Source organism: Streptomyces sp. NPDC044061 (assembly GCF_056434305.1).
In genome coordinates this window covers 236,705-251,327 of the sequence record NZ_JBWKFL010000008.1, presented here as the reverse complement: position 1 = coordinate 251,327, position 14,623 = coordinate 236,705, and the positions used below count along the sequence as shown (strand labels likewise).

Below are 14,623 nucleotides of genomic sequence, written 5' to 3'. Positions count from 1 at the left end.
GCGCTTCACCACGCCGGATTCGTGTGACCTACGCCGTATGAGGCCCGTTGGAGTTGGTCGACCGTCCCCCGATCGAACTAGGGTTTTGGCATGGCACGACCACGGCGCATCGTCCTTGTCCGGCACGGCGAGTCAACGGGCAATGTTGATGACTCCGTGTACGAGCGTGAGCCCGACCATGCTCTCGCGCTGACCGAGCGCGGCTGGAGGCAGGCAGAGGAGACCGGCAAGAGGCTCCGCGAGGTCTTCGGCCGGGAACGCGTCAGCGTGTACGTCTCCCCGTATCGCCGCACGCACGAGACCCTGCGCGCCTTCCACCTCGACCCCGACCTGATACGGGTGCGGGAGGAGCCCAGGCTGCGCGAGCAGGACTGGGGCAACTGGCAGGACCGCGACGACGTGCGTCTGCAGAAGGCGTACCGGGACGCCTACGGCCACTTCTTCTTCCGCTTCCCGCAGGGGGAGTCCGGCGCCGACGTGTACGACCGGGTCGGAGGTTTCCTGGAGAGCCTGTTCCGCAGTTTCGAGGCCCCCGACCATCCGCCGAACGTGCTCCTCGTGACGCACGGGCTCGCGATGCGGCTGTTCTGCATGCGCTGGTTCCACTGGACGGTCGCGGAATTCGAGTCGCTGTCGAACCCCGGGAACGCCGAGATGCGGATGCTCGTTCTGGGGGAGGACGGCAAGTACACCCTCGACCGGCCCTTCGAGCGCTGGCGAGACCCGGTGCCCCACTGGGTCACCGGATAGAGTGGCAGGGCGATGACCGCTGACTCCTCTTCTCTCGGGCGCCTGGAGCGCGCGCTGGCCAGCCTGCGCGGACTGGCGGTGGGTGACGCGCTTGGCTCACAGTTCTTCGTTCCGGTGAACTACCCCCTGCTCAAGCGCCGTGAGCTGCCGACGGGCGCCTGGCAGTGGACGGACGACACGGAGATGGCCGCCTCCGTGGTGGCCGTCCTGGCCGCCCACCAGCGCCTGGACCAGGACGCCCTGGCCCGCTCCTTCGCCGAGCACCACGACTTCGACCGGGGCTACGGCCCCGCGGTCAACCGGCTGCTCCGCCTCGTCCGGGAGGGCGAGGACTGGCGGGAGCTGGCCGCGGCCCTGTTCAACGGGCAGGGCTCCTGGGGCAACGGCGCGGCGATGCGCATCGCGCCCCTCGGCGCCTGGTACGCGGACGATCCGGAGCAGGCGACCCACCAGGCGGAGATCTCGGCCTACCCCACGCACCAGCACCGCGAGGCCGTGGTGGGCGCGATGGCCGTCGCAGCGGCCGCCGCACTGGCCGCCGCGCCGGCCGGCCCGCCCAGCCCGGAGGCGCTGCTCGACGGCGTCATCGCCCTCGTGCCGAAGAGCGCCGTCGGCGCCGGACTGCGCCGTGCCCGGGACATGCTCGACTACGGCGACGCGGGCACGGTCGCGGCCGTCCTGGGCTGCGGACGCCGCACCAGCGCACATGACACCGTTCCCTTCGCCCTCTGGTCGGCGGCGCGCTCCCTCACCGACTTCGAGACGGCGTTCTGGACGACCGCGCAGGTGGGCGGGGACGTGGACACCAACTGCGCGATCGTGGGCGGTGTGCTTGCGTCCGCCAAGGTGGGGTTGCCGCCGACGGAGTGGGCGGAACGGACCGAGGCGCTGCCGGACTGGGTGCCCACAGGTTTCTGAAGACCTCCGGGCCGGGGGTGGTCTGGCATACGGCCGCCGTCGCCCGGTTCAGAACTCTGCGTGCTCGCCGGGAACTCTGCGTGACTGCCGCCCGTTGGCCGGGTGTGCGCTGTCCGTCTCGAGCCGAACCAGGGCCCGGCTGGGGCGGACGGCAGACGAGGTGTGCGGGGGTGTGGACGGTGTCGGTCGTTGTCGTTGCGCTGGTCGTGCTGCTCCTGCCGCTTCTTGCCGTGGTCGTGGCCGCGGCCACGACCGTGACGGCGGTGCGACCGGCCGGACCGCCGCGCGTTTCTTCCCCCTGGCAGCGATCCGGCCGGCCGCGGCTCTTCGCCGCCTCGGCCGGGTCAGCCGAGCCCCGGTCCCGCCGTGCCCGCGAGGGCCTCGAGGTCGCTCTTGCGGACCCGGATCACCAGCCAGGCGGTGAGGAACGCGAGTACGGCCATCGCGGCGGCCGGCACGAAGGCGACCGAGATGCCGTGGGCGAGCACCTCGTGCCCCCAGGGCGCGGGCAGCTGGTGTGTCTTGGCGAACTCCGCCTTCTGCTCCGGCGTGCCGTGCGCGAGGAACTTCGGCAGCTGCTTCTTCGCCTCGTCCGTGCTCGCGGAGCCGAAGACGGTGGTCAGGATGGACAGGCCCAGCGAACCGCCGACCTGCTGCGTGGCGTTGAGCAGCCCGGAGGCCGCACCCGCCTCGTGCTGGGCGACACCCGAGACCGCCGTGACGGTGACCGTCACGAAGTTCAGGCCCATGCCGAAGCCGAACACCAGCATCGGGCCCAGCACGCCGCCGACGTAGGAGCTGTCGGGCCTGATGAACGTCTGCCAGACCAGCCCGATCGCCACGAGCGTCGAGCCGGCCATCATGAACGGCTTGGGGCCGAACCGGGGCAGGAACCGCTGCGACAGACCCGCGCCGACCGCGATCACGACCGTCACCGGGAGGAAGGCCAGACCCGCCTTGATCGGGCTGTAGCCGAGCACGTTCTGCACGAACAGCACGATGTAGAAGAACATGCCGAACATCGCCGCTGCCAGGCTCAGCATGATCACGTACGTGCCGGAGCGGTTGCGGTCGGCGAACATCTTGAGCGGGGTGATCGGTTCCTTCGCCCGCAGCTCGGTGAAGACGAAGGCCAGCAGGAGCACCACCGCCGCGCCGAACGAGCCGAGGGTGAGCCCGTCCCGCCAGCCGTCCTCGGAGGCACGGATGAACCCGTAGACCAGGGAGGCCATGCCCGCCGTCGACGTCAACGCGCCCGCGATGTCGAAGCGCCCCGGGTGCCGCTCGGACTCGCTGATGTACAAGGGTGCGAGCGCGGCGATCAGCAGGCCGATGGGCGCGTTGACGAAGAGCACCCACCGCCAGTCGAGCCAGTCGGTGAGCATGCCGCCCGCGAGCAGTCCGATGGCGCCGCCGCCCGCCGACACCGCGGCGAACACACCGAACGCCCGGTTGCGTTCGGGGCCTTCGGGGAAGGTGGTGGTGATCAACGCGAGCGACGTGGGCGATGCGATCGCGCCTCCCACGCCCTGCAGGGCGCGTGCGGCCAGCAGCTGCCAGGGTTCCTGGGCGAGGCCGCCCAGCAGCGAGGCGAAGGTGAACAGCAGGATGCCGGTGATGAACACCCTGCGCCGGCCGAGGATGTCACCGGCCCGCGCGCCGAGGAGCAGCAGGCCGCCGAAGGTGAGCGTGTAGGCGCTGACCACCCAAGTGAGGTCCGTGGTGCTGAACTTGAGCGCATCTTGAATGTGCGGGAGTGCGATGTTCACAATCGTCGCGTCGAGCACCACCATGAGTTGGCAGGCCGCGATGACGGTGAGAGCGATGCCGGGATGCCCCTCCCGGCGGGCCGCACCCGGCTTTTGTTCGTGAAGCAACTGAGAGGTTGTCACCATGAGTCCCCCACAAAGGCGTTAGTGAACGCTCGCGTTCACTGTCGCGTCAACCGTAGTGAGTCCCCAACAGTGAACGCAAGCGTTCACTTAAACCCGTGCCACGTACCGCGTCCCCCTCTGCTGCGACGTGGCGCGATTCCGCCCCGGAACCCCCGCTTCCCTTGCATGCTGGAGAAACTCAGATGGTTACCTCGCGCTGGACGGCCGCTCCTGCTCGGGCGGCGTCCCCTCGTCGGCGCGGTGCGGTGCTCGAGCGCGCGATCCTGGACGCCGCTCTGGAGCAGCTCAGTACGGTCGGTTGGAAGGGTCTGACGATGGAGGGTGTCGCGGCCGGCGCCCAGACCGGAAAGGCCGCCGTCTATCGCCGCTGGCCCTCCAAGGAGGATCTGGTCGCCGACGCGCTCGAGGCCGGACTGCCGCGCGTCGACGAGGTGCCCGACTTCGGGAGTGTGCGCGAGGACCTGCTGGCTCTGTGCCGTCGCGCACGGGACGCCATGTTCTCGCGCCCCGGCTTCGCCTTGCGTGCCGTGATTCACGAATGCGATCCCGCACAGGCTGAGCGCTTCCATGGCGTGATCTTCGACGGTGTGGTGGAGCCGACCCTCAAACTGCTGCGCGAGGTCATCACTCGTGGAATACGGCGGGGAGAGGTGCGGTCCGACGCGGCCAACGGCTATGTCTTCGACGCCATCCCGGCGATGATGATGTACCGATCGAAGATGTGCGCCAGCGAATGGAGCGATCAGGATCTCGAGGAGATGATCGACCACCTGATGCTTCCGCTGTTGCGGCCGCAGGGGGCCTGATCCCGGCGGTCGGTGAACTCGCCGCCGACCGGGGAGCCGGGGTGTCGCACGAGGAGTCCGGCGGCGTACCCTAAGGGCGCCATGCTGTACGAACCACCCACTCATACCGTCGAGCGCTCCCTGCGCGCCACGACCGGAGCGAAGGTCATTGCCGGTGTCGACGAGGTGGGGCGGGGCGCCTGGGCCGGTCCCGTCACCGTCTGCGCGGCGGTCACCGGACTCCGCCGACCGCCCGAGGGGCTCACCGACTCCAAGCTGCTGACGGTCAAGCGTCGTACGGAACTGTCCGAGATACTGCGGTCGTGGGTGACCGCCTATGCCCTGGGGCATGCTTCTCCCGAGGAGATCGACGAACGGGGGATGACCGCCGCGCTGCGGCTCGCCGCCGTCCGTGCCCTGGACGCCCTGCCGGTGCACCCCGACGCAGTGATCCTCGACGGGAAGCACGACTACCTCGGTGCCCCGTGGCAGGTCCGCACGGTGATCAAGGGCGACCAGTCGTGCGTGGCCGTCGCGGCGGCGTCGGTGATCGCCAAGGTTCAGCGCGACAAAATGATGGCCGAACTGGGTATCGACCATGCAGACTTCGGGTTTGCGGACAACGCCGGGTATCCGTCGCCCGTGCACAAGGCCGCACTGGCGGAGCGGGGACCCACCCCGTTCCACCGCTTGTCGTGGGCGTATCTTGATGCGTTGCCCCAGTGGCGGCACCTCAAGAAGGTCCGCAGCTGGGTGGACGGAAGCGTTCCGGCGATCGAAGGTCAGCTCGGCTTCGATTTCTGACGGTTCCGCTCGCACTGATGTGCCACCCGGTCATCCGCGCCGCACCAACGTTTGATAAATATCAGCTCATGCCTCTCATTCCCGAGGAGCCTCAGATTCACGAGAGTGCCCAGGGTCCCCGCGTCACGCCGGCCAGCGGCCGTACCGCGCCGACCCCCCGCCCCGTACCCGGCCCCCGCCCCGCGGCTCCGTCCCGCCCCGGTCGTCCAGGCCCTCCGCGGCCCACACCGCCGGTGCAGCGCACGCCGCGTGACGTGGCTCCGGCCAAGCCAGGCCCGTCGGGCCCGGCCGCTCCCGCCGCCACGGTGGCGGCCCCGCAGATCCAGCTGATTCCGGCATCGGCCGAGGGTGCCCTCGACGCTGCCGAGGAAGCGGTGGATCTGCTCCTCGACTCGGGCCGAGCCCCCGGAGAAATGCTGGTGATCACCACCGGTGCCCAGCACCCGTGGGCCGAGCACGAGCTCTCCTTCGGCGAAGCCTCCTACTGGGCGCAGCACGACACCGGTGACGACGTCTTCTACGCGGACGCCGCCGTCGCCTCCCGTGCCGCGTCCCGCCCCGTGGTCGTCGTGGCCGTCAACGGAGGCCCCGCCGCCGCTGCCGCCACCGCGCTCCCGCTGGCCCACTCCCGGGCCGGTGCGTTGCTGATCGTCTGCGGTGACCCGCAGCAGATCAACTCGGTGCTGGGCGCGGGCGTCTGAGTCACGCCCGGCGCCTGGCGCCGAGGTGACCGACGAAAGGCGCCGAAGGCTTCCGCACGGTGCGGGTTTCGGCATGCCCGGACGACTGGCAGTGGCCGTTCCTCCGCTTGGGACGGCCGTCTGACCGAAGTCCGGAGCCCACGGCGCCGACGGGCAAGGGCAAGGGCGTCGTAGGCGCCAGGAGCGTTCCTGCGACTGCCTGCGCGGGCGGCGGACGCCGCGCCGGGCGGACGGTGTCAAGAGCCGGGTCCGGTGCCGTACCGGTTGTTCCCTGCCGAGTACGAGCGCTTGTCGCATGACCCGTACGCGGCTCCTGCCGGCAACCGGCGGATCCCCGCACAAGCGTCCCACCGGGTCACGGGCTTGCCGTCCGGCCCGTGCCGGTGGCCGTAGCCGGAGTGCCGGGCCGGCCCTTCAGCGAGCGGCCGCGCGGCGCAGGACCTCCGAGACCGGGCCGCCGGTACGAGGTGCCAGGGGCGGGGCTTCCGACAGGGCGAAGGGTTCCGGCTCCGAGTGGGCGCTCGGCCGGCGTCCCCCGCGGCCCTCGCCGAGCACCTGCCAGCCGTCCCCCGTCAGCGTGATGTACGCCCCGCAGCGCAGCCCGTGCAGGGTGCAGGCGTCCCGCAGTCCCCACATCCAGGCGCCGTCCTCCTCGGTCCAACGCGCGTCGCCCTCGCGGCAGTAGAGCAGCACGGCGGTGCGCACCGGAGTGCGGCGGCGCAGGTCGTGCGGAATGATCCGGCGCAGCTGGGCGAGCAGCGCGTTGCGGAACATCCAGCCGTCGGCGGGTGCCGGACGCCGTATGAACGAGGCGCTGGCGCACAGCCGTTCGTCGGGATCCAGGACAGCGACGACCGCCATGGACGGCCTGGGGCGGTGGCGGGCGTGCAGCCCGCTGACGATCTCGCGGGGGTTGCGCAGCAGGGGGATTCCGGCGGCTGCCCACTCCGCGGGCTCGAGCAGGCGACTGGCGGAAGCGGCGGACGCGGACGTCGACAAGGAGGCCGCCGAGGACGAGGCGAATCCGAAGGTCACGTTCCTCCCTTCGGCTACGCGCCCACACTGCGGGCGAGGTCGGATTCGGGGGACCGCGCACCGCAGCAAAGCCCAACCGGATCACGGCTGAGCCGTGCGGGGAGCGGACTTCAATTCTTCCTGTCGAACTGGGATGCGGCAACGAGCAATTGGGGCCACCGACTGTTATCTGGTGGTGCGTGGCTTATATCCCTACCCACAGGTGCCGCTGACGACGCCTGAGCCGTTCGACCACGGCACGTTTGTGCGCCATGGCTAACGCCCACGCACCGCGCTCGGCGGGCGGTCAGCCCTGGACCGCCAGGACCAGGGGCAGCACCGCCCCTGCGCCGGCCCTTCTGAGCATGCGCCCGGCAACCGCCAGGGTCCAGCCCGTCTCCGTGAAGTCGTCCACGAGCAGGACCGGGCCACGGGCCTCGGCGAGCGCCGAGGCGAGGGCGGGCGGCACCGTCAACGCGCCGTCGAGGGCCTTCAGACGCTGGGCGCTGTTGCTGCGCGGCACCCGTGACGCGTCACCGGCGTATTCCAGAGAGCCGAGCAGGGGCAGCCGGCCGATCTCCGCGATGCGGGCGCCCAGGGAGTGGATCAGCACGGGCCGGCTGCGCGAGGCGACGGTGACCACACCCACGGGCCTGGGCTGGGCGTCGGTCGCACCGGAGGCCCAGCCGCCGGGACCCTTGGCCCAGTCGGCGAGCACGTCCACCACGGCTCGTGCCACGTCGTCCGGTACGGGCGCGTCCGGAGCCTGCGGCGCGAACAGGGGCCGCAGCCGGTTGCCCCAGCCGATGTCCGACAACCGGCCCAGGGCTCGCCCGGGCGAGGCCAGTTCCCCGACCGGAATGCGTCCCTTGAGGTTGATGCCGATGGCCGGGAGGCCGGTCGGCCACATGCGGCGGGGCTCCACCTCGACCCCGGCACGACCCAGGTCGACTCGTGCGGCGTCCAGCGCCGCCGTGGTCGTGTCGGCGGTGAAGCGTGGCCCCGCACAGTTGTCGCAGCGGCCACAGGGCTTGGCGCCCTCGTCGTCCAACTGGCGCTGGAGGAACTCCATCCGGCAGTCCGTGGCGGACGCGTACTCGCGCATCGCCTGTTGCTCGGACTTGCGCTGGCGGGCCACCCAGGCGTAGCGATCGGCGTCGTACGACCATGGCTGTCCGGTCGCGATCCAACCGCCCTTGACGCGTTTGACCGCTCCGTCCACGTCGAGGACCTTCAGCATCGTCTCCAGCCGGGAGCGGCGCAGTTCCACCAGCGGCTCCAGCGCCGGCAGCGACAGCGGGCCGTCCGCCCGGGCGAGGACGTCCAGGGTGCGGCGCACCAGGTCCTCGGAGGGGAAGGCGAGCGAGGCGAAGTACTCCCAGATCGCCTCGTCCTCCTTGCCCGGCAGCAGCAGCACCTCGGCGTGCTCGACGCCACGGCCCGCGCGGCCGACCTGCTGGTAGTAGGCGATGGGCGAGGACGGCGAGCCGAGGTGCACGACGAAGCCGAGGTCCGGCTTGTCGAAGCCCATGCCGAGCGCGGAGGTGGCGACCAGAGCCTTGACCCGGTTGGCGAGCAGGTCGTCCTCGGCCTGCTGCCGGTCGGCGTTCTCCGTCTTGCCCGTGTACGAGGCCACGGCGTGCCCGCGCTGCCGGAGGAAGGCCGTGACCTCCTCGGCGGCGGCCACGGTGAGGGTGTAGATGATGCCGGAGCCCGGCAGATCGTCGAGGTGGTCGGCGAGCCAGGCCATCCGGTGAGCCGCGTCGGACAGCCGCAGCACGCCGAGGCTCAGGCTCTCCCGGTCCAGTGGGCCGCGCAGCACCAGGGCGTCCGAGGTGCCGCCGGTGCCGAGCTGCTCGGCGACATCGGCGGTCACGCGCGCGTTGGCCGTGGCGGTGGTCGCCAGCACCGGGACGCCGGGCGGAAGGTCGCTCAGCATGGTGCGCAGCCGGCGGTAGTCCGGGCGGAAGTCGTGGCCCCAGTCGGAGATGCAGTGCGCCTCGTCCACGACGAGCAGTCCGGTCGCCGCGGAAAGCTTGGGCAGGACCTGGTCGCGGAAGTCGGGGTTGTTCAGGCGCTCCGGACTGACGAGGAGCACGTCGACCTCGCCGGCCGCGATCTCGCTCTGGACGTCCTCCCACTCCTCGGTGTTGGAGGAGTTGATGGTCCGGGCGTGGATGCCGGCGCGGGCCGCGGCCTCCACCTGGTTGCGCATGAGCGCGAGCAGCGGGGAGACGATCACCGTGGGCCCACTGCCTCTGGCCCGCAGCAGCGAGGTCGCCACGAAGTACACCGCGGACTTGCCCCACCCCGTCCGCTGCACGACCAGGGCCCGGCGCCGGTCGGCGACCAGCGCCTCGATCGCCCGCCACTGGTCCTCGCGCAGCCGGGCCGCGCCCGTGGCGTCCCCGACGAGCCGGGCGAGGACGGTGTCGGCCTGCGCCCGGAGGTCCGCGTTGCTCGTGTGCTCCATGGGTCCCATACAACAGGACGGGACTGACAATCGGGTGAGCCGTGGCCGACGGCGGACGCTGGCGACCGTGTCGTGGTGGGCGACGGGCCGACCATGACACCGGCCTTGTCGTGTCCCTGATTCGAGTTGTCCACAGGCTCAAGCGGAATCTCAAGATCCGCGAGATCGTCTGCGCATGACGAATCACAGCGAAACGACCGGACCCTTCGAAAACGGGGACATCGCGGGACAAGAGCCGGTGAACGACCGCTCCGCACACGACACCCAAGTCACTCTGCGCACCCCGGCCGAGCTGGCCGACGCCCTGCCCTACCTGCTCGGCTACCGCCCCGAGGACAGCATCGTGCTGGTCGCCCTGAACGACCGGGAAGGCGGCGGCCGGTTCGGCGGGCGGGCCCGGCTGGGCATTCCCGCGGTCCAGGAGGACTGGGAGGCGGCCGCACGACAGCTCGCCCAGGGGCTGGTGACCGGCAGCGAGCGACGCGGCACCCGGCCCGAGCAGATGGTCGCCTACGTCTGCCAGGAACCCGGCCAGGGCGAGACGGGCCGGGACGTCATGCTCCGGCTCAAACCGCTCATCGGACTGCTGCGCACGGAGTGCGGCACCCTCGACGTGCCGGTGATCGAGGCACTGTGCGTCTCGGACGGCCGTTTCTGGTCCTACTGCTGCCCGATCGAGGGATGCTGCCCCGCCGACGGAACGCCGATGGGCCTGCCCGGCACCTCGGTGCTGGCCGCGGCGGCCACCTACGCGGGTATCCAGGTGCGCGGCACGCTGCGCGAACTGCGGGCCAGGCTGCTGCCTTGGGAGACCGGCGCGGCCCTGGCACAGGAGGTCGCCCTGGACGCGGCCGGCATGGCACTGGTGCCCCGCATCCTGGACGACGCGACCCGCGCGAGCGTGGCGGAGGAGACGCTCGACCTGGCCGAGCGGATCATCCGCCGGTTCGCCGCTGCGACGCCGGTGTCCGGCATGCACCCGGCGGACCTCCGCGACGACGAACTGCTGGGGCACGACGAGGCGGCGACCCTGATCCTCGGGCTCCAGGACCGCACGACCCGTGACCGTGCGGCCGCGTGGATGGAGGGCGACGAGGCCGGTCCGGCGCTGAGGCTCTGGCGCGCCCTGGCCCGCCGCTGCGTCGGTCCGTACGGCGAGCACGCCGCCGCCCCGCTGACCCTGGCGGGCTGGGTGGCCTGGTCCACCGGCGACGATCTCGAAGCGCGAGAGGCGCTGGCGATGGCACTGGGCGCCGACCCCGACTACCTCTTCGCCCGCCTCCTGCACCAGGCCTGCAACGAAGGGCTCGACCCCGAGTCGGTCCGCCGCTGCCTCCGTGCCGAACGCGCGGAGCGCCCGCAGGCGCAGAGCGGGGAGCAGGCGGACTCGGCAGCACAAGCCGCCTCTTGCACGCCGCCGGACGAGGACGTCGCCGACCCCGGAGCAGCCGCCAGGGCGGACGGCCATGGTGCTGAGCGGGCCTCGCGGACCGGTGGTCCTCGGCGCCGTCGCCGGACGCGGGCCGGGGAGGGCGGCGAGGGCGGTCCTCGTGCGCGGCGAGGGGAAACAACGCGGCGGCGGTCGGCCGGCACCCACCCCCAGGCACCGGCGACGGGGCCCGCGCGTCCGGGCAGCGCGAGGCCGAGCGCCACAAGCACACGTGCCGATGACGGCCCGAACCGTGGCACCGCGGCGGCGAGCGGACAGCGGGAGTCCGAGGGGGACGGATGAGCGCCGGGCGAGGAAGCGGCGCTCGACCCACCAGCGGCATCCTTCCGACCGTCCTCGGTCTCCTCAGTCGCCTGTGCCGCCTGAGGGCGCCGTCCCGCTCGAATGGGCCCCGCCACCGGCGTGCCCTGCCGGGCGGGCTGCTTCCGCCACGCCGCCATTCGGTCGGCTTCCGGGGTGCGAGGCGTGACCTGGGCGAGCTCCCCTCCGTTCACCTGAGTGGCGGAACGCCTGGACGGGCGGTGCCGCCGTACGACCCCTGTCCCTCCGGGCGGCCCACCGGGCGCCCAGCGCGTCCGAGGCACACCGAGCGGAGAAGAAACCATCCCATGCAGCAGCACCCGACTCGGCCCTTCCCCACCGACGACAACCACCCACCCCGGACCGGGCGCGAGCCCTTCCAGCAGGCCCGTGCGGGCATGACCGCACCGGACGTCGTCATCGTCCGCAAGCCGCCATCGCCCTCGCCTCGGGACTCCGCAGCCATCGACTGCGGGCCCCAGTCCTCGGCCCACTCCACGAACCGGCCGCGTCACTCCACCCCGGTGCCGCCCCCCGGCGCTCCCCCGCGCACCCAGCCCCCGTCGCCCCGGCCCGCCCCCGACCTGCCGCCCACGCACGCTGCCCTGATCTGTGTCGCCCTGCCGGGCCTGGCCATCTCGGGGGAGCAGGGACAACTGGCCGGCCGGGGCCTCGAGGGGTTCTACCGGGGTGGCCGACGCCTGCTCGCGCGGTGTCAGGTCCGCATCGCCGGGCGCGAACCCCTGGTGGTGCAGGCGAGGATGACAGGGGCCGACCGGGCCCGCTTCGTCGGAACGCTGCGTGCCTCCCCGGGAGCGGGTCCGGATCCCGACGTCGTCGTCGAGTGGATCCGCAACGCCGACGGAACCGAGCGCATCATGCTCCGCAACGCCACCCTGCGCCCGCTGCGCCTCCCGGTCGAGGTGGCGCTCGGCACGGACCTGGCCGACCTCGGCGCCATCGCCTCCGGCAGGGCAGGGCCCGAACTTCCGGCCACCGTCCACGACTCGGGCCTGCGCTGGTCCTCGGCAGCCGGCGGCGCCTGCGTCACCGCACATCCGCCGCCCGCCGACGCCCTGGCCTCCGCCGGACTGCTGCGCTGGGATCTGCAACTGCTGCCCGGCGGAACCGCGAGCGTGGAACTACGCGTCCGCCCGGACGGAGCAGGACCACTGCGCGCCGTGGGCCAAGCCGCCACTAGCCCTCTCGCGCCCGCCCGGGCGGGAGGCGACGACCCACGTGTGGCCGTCCTGCTGCAGAGGGCGATCGACGATCTCCAGGCCCTGCTGCTGCGCGATCCCGAACACCCCTCCGACACCTTCCTGGCAGCGGGAGCCCCCTGGCGTTGTGGAATGGCACCCGCCGAGGCGCTTGCCGCCGCCCGGATGGCTCTGCCCCTCGGTACCCGGCTCGCAGGGGGCACATTGCGCACCCTCGCCCGCACCCAGCTCGCCGGTCAGGGCACACAGGCGGGACTGATCCCTGGTCCACGGCGCGACGCCGGCGCGTTCCTCCCGCCGGCATGCACCGGCACGGAGGCCACGCTCCTCTTCCCGGTCCTGCTCGGCGAGGCCCGCCGCTGGGGGCTTTCCGAACAGGACACCCAGAAACTGCTGCCCACGGCCGAGCGCTGCCTGACCTGGCTGCGGACCACCGTCGGCGACCGCACCTACCTCCCCGACCCACAGCAAGGGGGCCCGGTCCGCTGTGAGACGCAGGCCCACGCCCACCGCGCCGCCGTCCTCGGCGCGGACCTGCTCGACACATACGGCAGACCCGGGGCCACGGAGTTACGGCAGTGGGCCGAGTCCGTGCGAAAGGCGTTCCGCACCGACTTCTGGATCGAGGACCGCCGTGGCGGACGCCCGGCCGTGGCCCTGGCGCCGGACGGCCGCCCCCTGCCGCACCTCGGCTCCACCGCCGTACACCTTCTCGACACCGGCCTGTCGGGCGCCGGGCGGTTCGCCCCCGGCCTGCTCGACAAGGTGCAGACCGAACAGCTCGCCCGGCTGCTCGGCAGTCCGGCGATGGACGCGGGCTGGGGGCTGCGCGGTCTCGGCGCCAAGGAGGCGGGACACAACCCCTTCGGCCACCGGACCGGAGCCGTACGGGTGCAGGAGACGGCGCTCGCCGTCGCCGGACTGGCCGTCGCCGGTTACGAGAAGGAGGCAGGTGGCCTGCTGCGTGGGCTGCTGGACGCGGCGGAGCACTTCGGGCACCGGCTGCCGGAGATGTACGCGGGGGAGCAACGCTCCGCCGGGAGCGCCCCCCTGCCGCACCCGGCGGCCTGCCGCCCGGCTGCCACCGCCGCTGCCGCGGCGGTCCTGCTCCTCACCGTGCTCGCCGGCATTCGTCCCGACGCACCTGCACGCACCGTCACCCTGCGCCCCCTGCGGAGCGCCCCTCTGGGAGAGATCGGACTGACCGGCCTGCGCGTCGCGGGCGCTCCGTTCGCCGTGCGGGTCAGCCGGCTCGGACTCGCCATGGTCGAGGAGGCGGCGGAAGACCTGCAACTGGGAGTGTGACCTCGAACGACGCCACTGACAGGACGAACGAGACCCGCCCTGCGCCCCATACCGGAATGAAGCGGATCCGCCGCCTGCGCGGCCGACGAAGGGAGTGTTTATCGTCAGGCAGACGACTATGATCGCCGCATGCCCTACGACCCGTCAGCCTTTCCGCCCTTCGCCGTCACCGTGGACCTGGTCGTGCTGACCGTGCGTCGCCATGCCCTGTGCGCGCTGGCGGTACGCAGGGGCGAACCGCCGTTCCAGGGACGCTGGGCGCTGCCCGGTGGCTTCGTGCGGGCCGACGAGGACCTCACCCAGGCGGCGGCGCGTGAGCTGGCCGAGGAGACCGGGCTGCGCGCACACGACCCCTCCGCTCCGGCCCAGGACCACGGCGCCCACCTGGAACAGCTCGCCACCTACGGCGACCCGAAGCGGGACCCCCGGATGCGGGTGGTCAGCGTCGCGCACCTCGCCCTCGCCCCGGACCTGCCCGCACCCCGGGCCGGCGGCGACGCGAGCAACGCCCGTTGGGCCCCGGTCGAGGAACTGCTTCAGCAGGGCGGATACGGACGCGACGGCGAACCCGTGGCGCCGCTCGCCTTCGACCACGCCCAGATCCTCGCCGACGGAGTCGAGCGGGCCCGCTCCAAGATCGAGTACTCGTCGCTGGCCACCGCGTTCTGCCCGCCCGAGTTCACCGTCGGCGAGCTGCGCCGGGTCTACGAGGCGGTGTGGGGCGTGGCCCTCGACCCACGCAACTTCCACCGCAAGGTGACGGGGACGCCGGGGTTCCTGGTGCCGACGGGGGGTACGACCACCCGCCAGGGCGGCCGGCCGGCCCAGCTCTTCCGGGCCGGCGGCGCCACCCTGCTCAACCCTCCGATGCTCCGTCCCGAGGTCTGACGCCCGTATCGCCCGGCCGCTGGGGGAACGGGCCTGGCCGCGGGGTACGCGAGGCCTGATCCCTCGAACGGCGGATGAAAGCCCCCTTCGAGTTGCGCGCCACCGAAGAACGGATCAGGT

General features: G+C 72.2%; 11 protein-coding genes. 8 read left to right on the top strand and 3 right to left on the bottom strand.

Annotated features, from left to right (window positions below; translation table 11 throughout):
- The first annotated feature begins 90 nt into the window (after positions 1 to 90).
- Both AC07CM_RS15745 and AC07CM_RS15740 read left to right on the top strand, forming a co-directional pair.
- Positions 91 to 750 (top strand): histidine phosphatase family protein, encoded by a 660-nt coding sequence (locus AC07CM_RS15745; RefSeq protein ID WP_478876941.1) that lies wholly within the window; start codon positions 91 to 93, stop codon positions 748 to 750.
- Between the two features lie 12 nt (positions 751 to 762).
- A complete protein-coding gene (locus AC07CM_RS15740) occupies positions 763 to 1,668 on the top strand; it encodes an ADP-ribosylglycohydrolase family protein (protein ID WP_478876940.1) in 906 nt (301 codons plus the stop codon).
- Positions 1,669 to 2,012: 344 nt separating this feature from the next.
- Here AC07CM_RS15740 and AC07CM_RS15735 read toward each other — a convergent pair whose 3' ends face one another.
- Positions 2,013 to 3,560 (bottom strand): MFS transporter, encoded by a 1,548-nt coding sequence (locus AC07CM_RS15735; protein WP_478877003.1) that lies wholly within the window; start codon positions 3,558 to 3,560, stop codon positions 2,013 to 2,015.
- Between the two features lie 185 nt (positions 3,561 to 3,745).
- Between AC07CM_RS15735 and AC07CM_RS15730 the strand changes: the two genes are divergently transcribed.
- The 3 genes from AC07CM_RS15730 to AC07CM_RS15720 all read left to right on the top strand — a co-directional run bounded on the left by AC07CM_RS15730 (position 3,746) and on the right by AC07CM_RS15720 (position 5,853).
- Positions 3,746 to 4,369: a TetR/AcrR family transcriptional regulator gene (locus tag AC07CM_RS15730; protein WP_478876939.1), complete on the top strand. Its 624-nt coding sequence runs from the start codon at positions 3,746 to 3,748 to the stop codon at positions 4,367 to 4,369.
- A gap of 81 nt (positions 4,370 to 4,450) precedes the next feature.
- Positions 4,451 to 5,152, top strand: a complete 702-nt coding sequence (locus tag AC07CM_RS15725; protein WP_478876938.1) for a ribonuclease HII — start codon at positions 4,451 to 4,453, stop codon at positions 5,150 to 5,152.
- Positions 5,153 to 5,220: 68 nt separating this feature from the next.
- On the top strand, positions 5,221 to 5,853 hold the full coding sequence (locus tag AC07CM_RS15720; protein WP_478876937.1) for a hypothetical protein: 633 nt from the start codon (positions 5,221 to 5,223) through the stop codon (positions 5,851 to 5,853).
- 414 nt (positions 5,854 to 6,267) lie between these two features.
- Here AC07CM_RS15720 and AC07CM_RS15715 read toward each other — a convergent pair whose 3' ends face one another.
- Together AC07CM_RS15715 and AC07CM_RS15710 are read right to left on the bottom strand one after the other, a co-directional pair.
- On the bottom strand, positions 6,268 to 6,888 hold the full coding sequence (locus AC07CM_RS15715; protein ID WP_478876936.1) for a hypothetical protein: 621 nt from the start codon (positions 6,886 to 6,888) through the stop codon (positions 6,268 to 6,270).
- A 286-nt stretch (positions 6,889 to 7,174) separates the two neighbouring features.
- Positions 7,175 to 9,340, bottom strand: a complete 2,166-nt coding sequence (locus tag AC07CM_RS15710; RefSeq protein ID WP_478876935.1) for a RecQ family ATP-dependent DNA helicase — start codon at positions 9,338 to 9,340, stop codon at positions 7,175 to 7,177.
- Positions 9,341 to 9,515: 175 nt separating this feature from the next.
- Here AC07CM_RS15710 and AC07CM_RS15705 point away from each other — a divergent pair, with 175 nt between their 5' ends.
- The 3 genes from AC07CM_RS15705 to AC07CM_RS15695 all read left to right on the top strand — a co-directional run bounded on the left by AC07CM_RS15705 (position 9,516) and on the right by AC07CM_RS15695 (position 14,503).
- A complete protein-coding gene (locus AC07CM_RS15705; RefSeq protein ID WP_478876934.1) occupies positions 9,516 to 11,072 on the top strand; it encodes a DUF4192 domain-containing protein in 1,557 nt (518 codons plus the stop codon).
- A gap of 326 nt (positions 11,073 to 11,398) precedes the next feature.
- On the top strand, positions 11,399 to 13,615 hold the full coding sequence (locus AC07CM_RS15700) for a glycogen debranching N-terminal domain-containing protein (RefSeq protein ID WP_478876933.1): 2,217 nt from the start codon (positions 11,399 to 11,401) through the stop codon (positions 13,613 to 13,615).
- Between the two features lie 129 nt (positions 13,616 to 13,744).
- The gene (locus AC07CM_RS15695; protein WP_478876932.1) at positions 13,745 to 14,503 is read left to right on the top strand and encodes an NUDIX hydrolase; all 759 of its coding nucleotides are present in this window, start codon (positions 13,745 to 13,747) and stop codon (positions 14,501 to 14,503) included.
- Positions 14,504 to 14,623 lie beyond the last annotated feature (120 nt).